The sequence below is a fragment of the Kutzneria sp. CA-103260 genome (assembly GCF_018263855.1).
GTDB lineage: Bacteria > Actinomycetota > Actinomycetes > Mycobacteriales > Pseudonocardiaceae > Kutzneria.
Genome location: NZ_CP073318.1, coordinates 9,349,258 through 9,361,552 on the forward strand (window position 1 = coordinate 9,349,258; position 12,295 = coordinate 9,361,552).

The following is a 12,295-nucleotide window of genomic DNA, read 5'->3' on the forward strand; positions in this document are numbered from 1 at the left end:
GACATGACTGTCGCACCTGAAACTGTATCTATTTCTGGCTCCTCTTCCGAGCTGGTCGTTCCCGAGGGCCACGTCAAGCTCACCATCGACGGCCTGGAAGTGGTGGCTCCCAAGGGAGAGCTGCTGATCCGCACCGCCGAGCGGCTGGGCATCGAGATCCCGCGGTTCTGCGACCACCCGCTGCTGGACCCGGCCGGTGCCTGCCGGCAGTGCCTGGTCGAGGTGGAGATGGGCGGCCGGCCGATGCCGAAGCCGCAGGCCAGCTGCACCATGACCGTCGCCGACGGCATGGTGGTCAAGACCCAGCACACCTCGCCGGTGGCCGACAAGGCCCAGCAGGGCGTGATCGAGCTGCTGCTGATCAACCACCCGCTGGACTGCCCGATCTGCGACAAGGGCGGCGAGTGCCCGCTGCAGAACCAGGCGCTGGCCCACGGCCGCGCGGACTCCCGGTTCGTGGAGACCAAGCGGACCTTCCCCAAGCCGATCCCGATCTCCAGCCAGGTGCTGCTGGACCGGGAGCGCTGCGTGCTGTGCCAGCGCTGCACCCGGTTCTCCAAGCAGATCGCCGGCGACCCGTTCATCGAGCTGCTGGAGCGCGGCGCCGAGCAGCAGATCGGCATCGCCGAGGAGCAGCCGTTCCAGAGCTACTTCTCCGGCAACACCATCCAGATCTGCCCGGTCGGCGCGCTCACCAGCGCCGCCTACCGGTTCCGCTCCCGCCCGTTCGACCTGGTGTCCACGCCGAGCGTCTGCGAGCACTGCTCGTCCGGCTGCGCGCAGCGCACCGACTGGCGGCGCGGCAAGGTGACGCGCCGGCTGGCCGGCGACGACCCGGCCGTGAACGAGGAGTGGAACTGCGACAAGGGCCGGTTCGCCTTCCGCTACGCCGTGGCCACCGACCGCGTGCTGCGGCCGATGGTCCGGGACGCGGAGACCGGTGAGCTGGTCGAGGCCTCCTGGACCGACGCGCTGCGGGCGGCCGCCGAGGGCCTGGCCGCGGCCAGGGCCAACGGCGGCGCGGGTGTGCTGGCCGGCGGCCGGCTGACCGTCGAGGACGCCTACGCCTACGCCAAGTTCGCCCGGGTCGCCCTGGGCAGCAACGACGTGGACTTCCGGGCCCGGGCCCATTCCGCCGAGGAGCTGGACTTCCTGTCCTCGCACGTGGTGGGCACCTCCCCGGACAACGGCGGCGTGACCTACGCCGACCTGGAGAAGGCGCCGGCCGTGCTGTGCGTCGCCTTCGAGCCCGAGGAGGAGTCGCCGATCGTCTTCCTGCGGCTGCGCAAGGCAGCGCGCACCGGCAAGACGAAGGTGTTCCACCTGGGCCAGCACACGAGTGCTGCCATCGAGAAAACCAACGGCGTGCTGCTGCGCTGTGTTCCCGGCGGCGAGCCGGCGGCGATCGAGGGCCTGTTCTTCAACTCCACCACCGCGGAGGCGTTCGAGGCGCTGTCGGGCAGCGGGGCGGTGATCCTCGTCGGTGAGCGCGCCGCCGAGGTGCCGGGCCTGTTCTCGTCGGTGCTGCGGCTGGCGGAGCGCACCGGCGCCCGCGCTGCCTGGATCCCGCGGCGGGCCGGCGAGCGTGGCGCCCTGGAAGCCGGCGCGCTGCCGAACCTGTTGCCGGGCGGGCGCTTGGTCACCGACAAGGCGCAGCGGACCGAGGTCGAGCAGGCCTGGGGCTTGGAGGCCGGCGCGCTGCCGGCCGAGCCGGGCCGTGACACCGACGGCATGCTGGCCGCCGCGGCCGCCGGCGAGCTGGCCGGCCTGGTGGTCGGCGGCGTCGACCCGTACGACCTGGCCGACCCGGAGCTGGCGCTGCGGGCCCTCGACCAGGCCTTCGTGGTCAGCCTGGAGCTGCGGCCCAGCGCCGTCACCGAGCGGGCCGACGTGGTGCTGCCGATCGCGCCGTCATCGGAGAAGTCCGGCAGCTACCGCAACTGGGAGAACCGGGACCGGGCGTTCAGCACCACGCTGGACGGCACCGGCGCCCTGCCCGACTGCCGGGTGCTGGACACGCTGGCCGTGGAGATGGACGCGGACCTGTTCACGCAGACGCCCGCGGCCGCGGCGGCCAACCTGGCCCGCCTCGGCGAGCCGCGCACCAGCCGCCGGGCCGAGGCGCCCGCGGTGCCCGCCCCGCCGGCCCCCAAGCCGGGCGAGGGCGAGGTGTTGCTGGCCAGCTGGCGGCAGCTGATCGACAACGGCTCGCTGCAGGACGACGAGCCCAACCTGGCCGGTACGGCCCGCACCGCGGTGATCCGGGTGTCGCCGGCGACCGCCGACCGGCTCGGCGTCGTCGAGGGCCACGCGGCCACGGTGGTCACCGACCGGGGCAGCGTGACGCTGCCGGTCGAGCTGGCCGACCTGCCGGAGGACGTGGTGTGGCTGCCGGGCAACTCCGGCGGCTCCAGGCTGCGGCGGACTTTGGGCGTCGGGCACGGCGCCGCGGTGACCTTGCACGCTGGCGGAGGTGACGCATGAGGTATCTCGCATCCGCACCGAGCCCGAACACGGGCCAGTTGCTCGCGGGCGACCCGCTGTGGCTGGTGATCATCAAGACCCTGGCGATCTTCGTCTTCCTGGTCGTGATGACGCTGTTCATGATCTGGTTCGAGCGCCGGGTGGTGGCCCGGATGCAGCACCGGCCCGGTCCCAACCGGGTCGGCCCGGCCGGCCTGCTGCAATCCCTGGCCGACGGCCTGAAGCTGGCCTTCAAGGAGGACATCCGGCCGGTCCTGGCCGACAAGTGGGTGTTCTTCCTGGCCCCGGTGATCTCCGCGGTGCCGGCCTTCCTGGCCTTCTCGGTGATGCCGTTCGGCGGCGAGGTCAACATCTTCGGCTACGACACCGCGCTGCAGCTGGCCGACCTGCCGGTCGGCGTGCTGGTGGTGCTGGCCTGCTCGTCCATCGGCGTCTACGGCATCGTGCTGTCCGGCTGGTCCTCCGGCTCGCCCTACCCGCTGCTGGGCGCGCTGCGCTCGGCCGCGCAGGTGATCTCCTACGAGATCGCGATGGGCCTGTCCATCGTCGGCGTGATCCTGCTGTCGCACTCGCTGTCCACCGCCGAGATCGTCAACTCGCAGCAGGGCCTGTGGTACATCATCACGCTGCTGCCGAGCTTCCTGATCTACCTGATCTCCATGGTCGGCGAGACCAACCGAGCCCCCTTCGACCTGGCCGAGGCCGAGTCGGAGCTGGTCGGCGGCTTCCACACCGAGTACAGCTCGCTGAAGTTCGCGCTGTTCTTCCTGGCCGAGTACATCAACATGGTCACCGTCTCGGCCTTCGCCACCACGCTGTTCCTCGGCGGCTGGCACGCCCCGTGGGGCCTGGAGCTGATCGCCAACGGCTACCTGAACACCGGCTGGTGGGGCCCGCTCTGGTTCGTCGGCAAGATGATGGTGCTGCTGTTCGTCTTCGTGTGGCTGCGCGGCACGCTGCCCCGCATGCGCTACGACCAGTTCATGCGGCTGGGCTGGAAGGTGCTGGTCCCGGTCAGCCTGGTGTGGATCGTGCTGGTGGTCTGCATCCGCGCGCTGGCCGGCTCGCAGGCCGACAGCTTCGGCACGGTCGGCCGGATCGTGCTGATCGCCATCATCATCCTGGGCATCCTCGTGGTCGTCGCCCTGATCCCCGAACGCAAGCAGGCCTCCGACCCGGACCGGGTCATGGTCACCGGCAGCGGCTATCCGCTGCCCCCGCTGGACCTGAAGGTCCCGAAGGCGCCCAAGCGCCGCCAGGCCGTGGCCACCCCGGCCGCACCGCAAGAGCCCGCTGCCGTGGCGGCGTCGTCCACCCCGAAGGAGGCCAGCGATGGGGATTCTTGATCCCCTCAAGGGCTTCGGCGTCACCTTCTCGACGATGTTCAAGAAGGTCGTGACCGAGCAGTACCCGGAGGACTACCGGCCGACCGCCGCCCGCTACCACGGCCGGCACCAGCTCAACCGGCACCCGGACGGGCTGGAGAAGTGCGTCGGCTGCGAGCTGTGCGCCTGGGCCTGCCCGGCCGACGCGATCTTCGTGGAGGGCGGCGACAACACCGACGCGGCCCGCTACTCGCCCGGCGAGCGGTACGGCAAGGACTACCAGATCAACTACCTGCGGTGCATCGGCTGCGGCCTGTGCATCGAGGCCTGCCCGACCCGCTCGCTGACCATGACCAACTTCTACGAGTTGGCCGACGACGACCGGCAGCGCCTGATCTTCACCAAGGAAGACCTGATGGCGCCGCTGCTGGGCGGCATGGAGCAGCCGCCGCACCCGATGCGGCTGGGCGAGAACGAGCAGGACTACTACGTCAACGGTCCTGAGCTGGCCCGAGGGGAGGCGGCCAAGTGAGCGCGCTCGTGCAGTTCGTCATGCAACAGCAGCAGACCGCGCCGCCGCCACCGGACGTGATCACCGTCGGCGAGGCGGTGGGCTTCTGGATCCTCGGTCCGCTGGCCCTGCTCGGCGGCCTGGGCATGCTGTTCGCCCGCAACGCCGTGCACTCGGCGCTGTTCCTGGTGCTGACGATGCTCAGCCTGGGCGTGCTCTACATGCTGCAGCAGGCGCCGTTCCTGGGCTTCGTGCAGATCATCGTCTACACCGGCGCCGTGATGATGCTGTTCCTGTTCGTGCTGATGCTGGTCGGCCGGGACAGTTCCGACTCCGTGGTGGAAGTGCTGCGCGGGCAGCGGGTCATCGCCGCGATCTTCGGCATCGGCTTCGCCGGCGTCGTGGTGTCCGCGCTGGTGCGGGCGGTCAGCCAGGCCCCGTCGGTCGGGTTGGCCCAGGCCAACCAGGGCGGCAACCTGACCAACGTCGGCAAGCTGATCTTCACCGACTTCCTGTTCCCGTTCGAGCTGACCTCGGCGCTGCTGATCACCGCCGCGGTCGGCGCGATGGTGCTGGCCTTCGTCGGCAAGAGCAAGCAGGCCCGCAAGACCCAGCGCGAGCTGGTGATCGAGCGGTTCCGCGGCAACCGGCCCTCGCCGCTGCCCGGCCCTGGCGTGTTCGCCACCGCCAACTCGGTGGCCACCCCGGCGCTGCTGCCCGACGGCTCGGTCGCGCCGGAGTCGCTGTCCGAGCTGATCGAGGCCACCGAGTCCGAGGAGTTCGACCACGACCGGTCCGAGGTCGCCGGGACCGAGCACCACGCCGACGCGCACGCGCTGACCGGCGAGCCCGAGGAGGCGACGCGATGACGCCGACGTACTACCTGCTGCTGTCGGCGCTGCTGTTCAGCATCGGCGCGATCGGCGTCCTGGTGCGGCGCAACGCCATCGTGGTGTTCATGTGCATCGAGCTGATGCTCAACGCGGTGAACCTCACGCTGGTCACCTTCTCACGGATCAACGGCCAGCTCGACGGCCAGGTGATGGCGTTCTTCGTGATGGTGGTGGCGGCCGCCGAGGTCGTGGTCGGCCTGGCGATCATCATGGCCATCTTCCGGACCCGTCGCTCGGCCTCGGTCGACGACTCGAACCTGCTCAAGTACTAAGGGGCGACCGGGAAAAATGCTGGTACATCTCGCCGCAGACCCGCTCGCGGGGTCAAGCATCAGCGCTGACGGGGTCGGCGCTGCCTCCGGGGTGGGGCAGTCCGCCTGGCTGCTGCTCGCGTTGCCCCTGATCGGCGCGATTGTGTTGCTGCTCGCCGGCAAGGCCGCCAACAAGTGGGGCCATCTGCTCGGCTGCGCGACGGTGATCGTGTCCTTCGTGTACGGCCTGATCCTGTTCTTCGACAGCCTGGGCAAGGCCGCCGCGGACCGGGTCACGGAGCTGCACATCTTCTCCTGGATCCCGGTGCAGGCCCTGCAGGTCGACTTCGGCCTGCGGCTGGACCCGCTGTCGATCACCTTCGTGCTGCTGATCACCGGTGTCGGCTCGCTGATCCACATCTACTCGATCGGCTACATGTCGCACGACGACGGGCGGCGGCGGTTCTTCGCCTACCTCAACCTGTTCGTCGCGGCGATGCTGCTGCTGGTGCTGGGCAACGGCTTCGTGACGCTGTACTTCGGCTGGGAGGGCGTGGGTCTCGCGTCGTACCTGCTGATCGGCTGGTACCAGAACCGGCCGTCGGCGGCGACCGCGGCCAAGAAGGCCTTCCTGATGAACCGGGTCGGCGACGTCGGACTGGCGGTGGCCATCTTCCTGATGTTCGCCAACCTCGGCACCACGCAGTACACCGAGGTGTTCGCGAAGATCGGCACCCTGCCGCCCGGCACCGTGCTGGCCATCAGCCTGCTGCTCCTGCTCGGCGCCTGCGGCAAGTCGGGCCAGTTCCCGCTGCAGGCCTGGTTGCCCGACGCGATGGAGGGCCCGACCCCGGTCTCCGCCCTCATCCACGCGGCAACCATGGTCACCGCCGGTGTGTACCTGATCGCCCGGTCCAACCCGATCTACAACCTCACCGCGGACGGGCGGCTGGTCGTCACCATCATCGGCACGATCACGCTGCTGATCGGGTGCATCGTCGGCTGCGCCTACGACGACATCAAGAAGGTGCTGGCCTACTCCACCGTCAGCCAGATCGGGTACATGATCCTCGCGGTCAGCCTCGGCCCGGTCGGCTACGCGCTGGGCATCGTGCACCTGCTCACCCACGGCTTCTTCAAGGCGGGGCTGTTCCTCGGCGCCGGCTCGGTCATGCACGGCATGAACGACGAGGTCGACATGCGCAAGTTCGGTGGCCTGTACCGGAAGATGCCGATCACCTTCGTCACCTTCGGCCTGGGCTACCTGGCGCTGATCGGCTTCCCGTTCCTGTCCGGCTACTACTCCAAGGACGCCATCATCGAGGCGGCGTTCTCCCAGGAGGGTTGGCGCGGCTGGGTGTTCGGCGGTTGCGCCATGCTGGGCGTGGCGCTGACCGCGTTCTACATGACCCGCCTGATGCTGATGACCTTCTTCGGCAAGCAGCGCTGGAAGGACCTGAAGTCCGCAGACGGCAAGGACTTCCACCCGCACGAGTCGCCGCTGGTGATGACCGTTCCGATGATCATCCTGGCCGTCGGCTCGATCGGCGCCGGCGCGTACTTCTCGATCGGCAACCGGCTGGCCGACTGGCTGGAGCCCTCGCTGGGCCAGCTCCAGGAGCACGCCGCCGGCCCGATCCCGGAGATCGGCCTGACGGTGATCTCGTTGGCGTTCATGGTGATCGGCGCCGGGCTGGCGTGGCTGTTCGTGGGCCGCAAGGACGTTCCGGTCGAGCGGCCGGCCAAGGTGGCCTGGCCGGTCCGGGCCGCCCGCGCCGACCTGTACGGCAACGCCGTCAACGAGGCCCTGTTCGCCAAGCCCGGTGAGGTGCTCACCCGCGGCCTGGTGGTGATGGACGACAAGGGCGTCGACGGCGCCGTCACGGGGCTGGCCGGCATTCTCGGCTTCCTGTCCTCGCTGCTGCGACGCACCCAGACCGGGTTCGTCAGGTCCTACGCGCTGACCATGCTGGGCGGTTCCGTCCTGATCGTCGCCGCACTGCTGATGGTGAGGTTCTCCTGATGGGAACTGGGTTGCTCATCGCCCTGCTGGTGCTGCCGCTGGTCGGCGCGCTGGTGGTGGCGTTCCTGAAGAACGACGACCGGACCGCCAAGCTCACCGCGCTCGCGGTGACGCTGGTCGAGTTCGTGCTCGCCGTGCTGCTGTGGATCAGCTACGTGCCCGGCGGCGACCGCATCCAGTTCTCCTCCTCGGTGGACTGGATCGGGCAGTTGGGCATCCACCTGTCGTTCGGCGTGGACGGCATCGCGCTGGTGATGATCGGCGTGATCGCCCTGCTGGTGCCGATCGTGGTCGGCGCCGGCTGGGCCGACAAGCTGCCCGCCGGCCGGTCGGCCGGTGGCTTCCTGTCGCTGATCCTGGTGCAGGAGGCGTTGATGGTCGGCGTGTTCGCCGCCACCGACGTGTTCCTGTTCTACGTGCTGTTCGAGATCATGCTGATCCCGATGTACTTCCTGATCGGCGGCTACGGCGGCCCGCGCCGGCAGTACGCGGCGGTGAAGTTCTTCCTGTACTCGTTCCTCGGCGGCCTGATCATGCTGGCCTCGGCGATCGGCTGCTACTCGCTGGCCGCCGACAAGCTGGGCACCGGCACGTTCGACTGGGCGACGCTGGTGACCGTGGTGCGGGACGCGCCGCTGGGCACCCAGGTGTGGCTGTTCTTCGGCTTCTTCCTGGCCTTCGCCATCAAGGCGCCGCTGGTGCCGCTGCACACGTGGCTGCCCGACGCCGCCGAGCAGGCGCCGATCGGCGTCGCCGTCATCCTGGTCGGCGTGCTGGACAAGGTCGGCACCTTCGGCTTCCTGCGCTACCTGCTGCCGATGTTCCCCGACGCCAGCAAGGCCCTCGCGCCGCTGGTGCTGGTGCTCGGCGTGATCGGCGTGCTCTACGGCTCGCTGTTGGCGGTGGGGCAGAGCGACCTCAAGCGGCTGATCGCGTACGTGTCGATCGCGCACTTCGGCTTCATCGCGATCGGCATCTTCGCCTTCACCTCGCAGTCCGAGGTCGGCGCGGTGTCGTACATGGTCAACCACTCCATCGCCACCGGCATGCTGATCCTGGTGATCGGCATGGTGATCGCCCGCGGCGGGTCGACCAAGATCGCCGACTACGGCGGCATGTCGAAGCTGACCCCGGTGCTGGCCGGGCTGTTCCTGGTGGCCGGTCTGTCCACGCTGTCGCTGCCCGGCACCAACTCGTTCGTCTCCGAGTTCCTGGTGCTGCTGGGCTCCTACCCGACGCAGCCGGTGTACTCGGTGCTGGCGACCATCGGCATGATCCTGGCCGCGCTGTACGTGCTGTGGCTGTACCAGCGGGTCATGCAGGGGCCGGTCCGGGGCAACGCCCTGGTCGGCGTGTCCGGCGGGCCCGGTGCGGCCGTGACGCCGGAGAAGGCCGCGGTGACCGACCTGAACAAGCGCGAGCTGGTGGTGCTGGCTCCGCTGGTGCTGTTGATCGTGGTGCTGGGCGTCTATCCGAAGCCGGTGCTGGACATTGTCGGGCCGTCGGTGTCGGCGACCATGAGCGCGGTGGGCGCGACCGACCCGGTGCCCGCGCAGGAAGGCAAGTGACGTGCTCTCTCAGTTCCTCGCGCAGGCCCAGGGCCAGATCAGTCCGCCGGACGTGTCCTACGCGGCGATCGCCCCGATCCTGATCATTCTCGGCGCGGCCTGCGTCGGCGTGCTGTTCGAGGCCTTCCTGGCCAAGGAGAGCCGCTGGGCCTGGCAGGTCGCCCTGTGCGTGGTGGCCATCCTGGCCGCCGGGGTCGCGCTGATCCTGTACATGAACAGCGATGCCGCCAAGGGCGGGGTCGCCGGGCACACCGGTGTGCTCACACTGGCCAACGTCATCTCCATCGACCAGCCCGCGCTGTTCCTGTGGGGCACGCTGCTGGCCCTGAGCCTGCTGGCGCTGCTGCTGCTGGCCGACCGGACGGTCGACCCGGAGGGGGCGCTGCAGACCGAGGCGTTCCCGCTGTTCCTGTTCGCGCTGGGCGGCATGCTCGTGTTCAGCGCCTCGAACAACCTGCTCACCATGTTCATCGCGCTGGAGGTGCTCAGCCTCCCGCTGTACCTGATGTGCGGGCTGGCCCGGAAGCGTCGGCTCATCTCGCAGGAAGCCGCCGTCAAGTACTTCCTGCTCGGCGCGTTCGCCTCGGCGTTCTTCCTCTACGGCACCGCACTGCTGTACGGCTACGCCGGTTCGGTGCGGCTGTCCGACATCACCAACGCCGCCGTCGGCACCGACCGGTCCGACACGCTGCTGTTCGGCGGTCTCGGCCTGCTGGTCGTCGGCCTGCTGTTCAAGGCCGCCGTCGGTCCGTTCCACACCTGGACCCCCGACGTCTACCAGGGCGCTCCCACTCCCGTGACCGCCTACATGGCCGCCTGCACCAAGGTCGCCGCGTTCGGCGGCATCCTGCGGGTGCTCACCGTGTCGTTCCAGTCCACCCAGTGGGAGTGGCGGGGCGTGCTGTGGGCCGTGTGCATCGTGTCCATGGCCATCGGCGCCATCTTCGGTCTGACCCAGACCGACGTGAAGCGCATGATCGCCTACTCCTCGGTCGCACACGCCGGCTTCCTGCTGGTCGGAGCCATCGCCCTGAACACCGACGGCCTCCAGTCCACCCTCTTCTACCTGGTGGCCTACGGCTTCACCACGATCGCGTCCTTCGGCGTGATCTCCCTGGTGCGCCGGGGCAACGGCGAGGCCTCCGACCTGTCCGAATGGGCCGGCCTGGCCAAGCGCTCCCCACTGCTGGCCGCCGTCTTCACCTTCCTGCTGCTCGCCCTCGCCGGCATCCCGCTCACCAGCGGCTTCGTCGGCAAGTTCGTCGTCTTCTCCGCCGCCCTGCGCGACGGCATGGCCCCCCTCGTCGTCATCGCCCTCGTCTTCAGCGCCGTCGCCGCCTTCTTCTACCTGCGCGTCGTCGTCCTGATGTACTTCAGCGAACCCGCCGAGGACGGCCCCACCGTCACCGTGCCCGGCGCCTTCACCACCGTCGCCATCTCCCTGGGCGTCTTCATCACCCTCCTGCTCGGCGTCGTCCCCGGCTTCGTCCTCGACTGGGCCAAGGGCGGCTTCCTCGGCTGAGGAGCTTCTCCACACGCAAGGGGGCGGTCCCGACCCGGGACCGCCCCCTTGCGCCGTCTCACGCTCAGGCCGCCAGCTTGACCACGAGCTTCGCTCCGAGCGCCTGCGCCAGCCGGTCCAGCACCGGGATCGTCGGCACCGTGCCACCCGCCTCGAACCTGGCCACCGCCGACTGCGTCATGTTGGCCGCCGCCGCCAGCTGCCCCTGGGTCCAGCCCTTCTGCTCACGCCGCTCCCGCACGGCCTTGCCGAGTTCGTAGGCCAGCCGAGCGGCCGCGTACCCCTCCTTGGCTCCCGGCCTCGCCATGCGGCGGTCGCGCAGTTCCTGCCAGTTGCTCAGCTCAGCCATCGGTGTCACTCCCGCGTCCTCGAACTGCTCGTCGGGCAAGATTCTCCAGCCGGTCGAGTACTTCCGGTGCCAGCCCGACGGTGCCTGTGGGTATAGCATTGATGCTATAGCCCCAGGGTGATGGGCCGGCTGCGGTGCGTGGTGTGGGAACCATCCTGGAGTTCTCCGCACCACTACCCGGGCGCGACCGATCTCGCGGCGATTACGCTGCTGGGGACGTGACACTACTGCTGGGGAAACAACCAGCAGCCGGGCCGCTGTAGGGGACACATCCACGTGACGGGCAACCAGCACACGCACACCGCCTCGGAGCGGGGCATCCGATTCGACTTCGCCGATCCGGCGCTGGCCGACGCGGTGCGTGCGGGCCTGACCAGAGTCGAGAACCTGCTGCGCTCGGTGGTGCAGAGCGACCTCGAGTTCGTCACGGAGACCTCGCTGCACCTGGTGGACGCCGGGGGCAAGCGGTTTCGGCCGCTGTTCACGCTGCTGGCGGCCCAGTTCGGGGACGCGGGCCGGGAGGACGTGACCAAGGCGGCGGCGGTGGTGGAGCTGATCCACCTGGCCACGCTGTACCACGACGACGTGATGGACGAGGCGACGATGCGCCGCGGCGCGGTCAGCGCCAACGCCCGCTGGGACAACACGATCGCCATCCTGACCGGCGACTTCCTCTTCGCGCACGCCTCGAAGCTGGTGGCCGACCTGGGCACGGAGGCGGGCCACATCATGGCCAGCACCTTCAGCCAGCTGGTCACCGGCCAGATGCGGGAGACGGTCGGCCCAGCGGCCGGCCAGGACCCGGTGGCCCACTACCTGAAGGTGATCGACGAGAAGACCGGCTCGCTGATCGCCACGGCCGGGCGGTTCGGCGGCATGTTCGCCGGCGCGACGCCCGAGCAGGTGCAGGCCCTGAGCACGTACGGGGACGCGTTCGGCTCGGCGTTCCAGATCTCGGACGACATCATCGACATCGCCTCACCCGCGACCGAATCGGGCAAGACGCCCGGCACGGATCTGCGCGAGGGGGTGCGCACGCTGCCGATGCTGTACGCGATCGCCGACCCGGATCCGCAGGGCGACCGGCTGCGCGAGCTGCTGGCCGGCCCGCTGGCCGACGACAACCTGGTGGACGAGGCGCTCAAGCTGCTGCGCGAGTCGGCCGGTCTGGAGCAGGCCCGGCAGACCCTGGCCGGCTACGCGGACCGCGCCCGGACCGCGCTGGAGGCTCTTCCCGCAGGTCCAGCCCGTGACGCGCTGGACTCGCTGACCGACTATGTGGTCGCTCGCACATACTGAACAGCTCACCCGTTAGTGTCATGCTGCCCTGAACGGGTAAGGCCCCCGAACGGGCCGGCGGCCGTTAGCC

The 12,295-nt window shown here is 69.6% G+C and carries 10 protein-coding genes; 9 read left to right on the forward strand and 1 reads right to left on the reverse strand.

Translation table 11 applies throughout. The annotated features are described in order from the left end of the window. Positions 1-3 precede the first annotated feature (3 nt). The 8 genes from JJ691_RS41580 to nuoN are packed head-to-tail and all read left to right on the forward strand — an operon-like array spanning position 4 to position 10,577. A complete protein-coding gene (locus JJ691_RS41580) occupies positions 4-2,484 on the forward strand; it encodes an NADH-quinone oxidoreductase subunit G (RefSeq protein WP_211764942.1) in 2,481 nt (826 codons plus the stop codon). Next, positions 2,481-3,830, forward strand: coding sequence for an NADH-quinone oxidoreductase subunit NuoH (gene nuoH / locus JJ691_RS41585; protein WP_211764943.1), 1,350 nt, complete (start codon positions 2,481-2,483; stop codon positions 3,828-3,830). The genes JJ691_RS41580 and nuoH overlap by 4 nt, the downstream gene beginning before the upstream one ends. Continuing rightward, entirely contained in the window at positions 3,817-4,341 is a 525-nt protein-coding gene (gene nuoI, locus JJ691_RS41590; protein ID WP_211764944.1) for an NADH-quinone oxidoreductase subunit NuoI, read from the forward strand. Before nuoH ends, nuoI begins: the two co-directional genes overlap by 14 nt. A 20-nt stretch (positions 4,342-4,361) precedes the next feature. Next, on the forward strand, positions 4,362-5,189 hold the full coding sequence (locus JJ691_RS41595) for an NADH-quinone oxidoreductase subunit J (protein ID WP_211772054.1): 828 nt from the start codon (positions 4,362-4,364) through the stop codon (positions 5,187-5,189). Then, positions 5,186-5,485, forward strand: coding sequence for an NADH-quinone oxidoreductase subunit NuoK (gene nuoK / locus JJ691_RS41600; RefSeq protein ID WP_043721411.1), 300 nt, complete (start codon positions 5,186-5,188; stop codon positions 5,483-5,485). The genes JJ691_RS41595 and nuoK overlap by 4 nt, the downstream gene beginning before the upstream one ends. A gap of 16 nt (positions 5,486-5,501) precedes the next feature. Continuing rightward, positions 5,502-7,487, forward strand: a complete 1,986-nt coding sequence (nuoL, locus tag JJ691_RS41605; protein ID WP_211764945.1) for an NADH-quinone oxidoreductase subunit L — start codon at positions 5,502-5,504, stop codon at positions 7,485-7,487. Continuing rightward, positions 7,487-9,055: an NADH-quinone oxidoreductase subunit M gene (locus JJ691_RS41610; protein WP_211764946.1), complete on the forward strand. Its 1,569-nt coding sequence runs from the start codon at positions 7,487-7,489 to the stop codon at positions 9,053-9,055. Before nuoL ends, JJ691_RS41610 begins: the two co-directional genes overlap by 1 nt. A 1-nt stretch (position 9,056) precedes the next feature. Beyond that, positions 9,057-10,577 (forward strand): NADH-quinone oxidoreductase subunit NuoN, encoded by a 1,521-nt coding sequence (gene nuoN / locus JJ691_RS41615; protein ID WP_211764947.1) that lies wholly within the window; start codon positions 9,057-9,059, stop codon positions 10,575-10,577. Positions 10,578-10,641: 64 nt separating this feature from the next. Here the strand turns inward: nuoN and JJ691_RS41620 are convergent, their stop codons facing one another. Further along, positions 10,642-10,926 carry a helix-turn-helix domain-containing protein gene (locus JJ691_RS41620; RefSeq protein WP_211764948.1) on the reverse strand — a complete coding sequence of 95 codons (285 nt, stop codon included), beginning with the start codon at positions 10,924-10,926 and terminating at the stop codon, positions 10,642-10,644. A gap of 276 nt (positions 10,927-11,202) precedes the next feature. On the opposite strand from JJ691_RS41620, the gene JJ691_RS41625 reads away from it, so the two are divergent. After that, positions 11,203-12,225 carry a polyprenyl synthetase family protein gene (locus JJ691_RS41625; protein ID WP_442912519.1) on the forward strand — a complete coding sequence of 341 codons (1,023 nt, stop codon included), beginning with the start codon at positions 11,203-11,205 and terminating at the stop codon, positions 12,223-12,225. Positions 12,226-12,295: the final 70 nt, after the last annotated feature.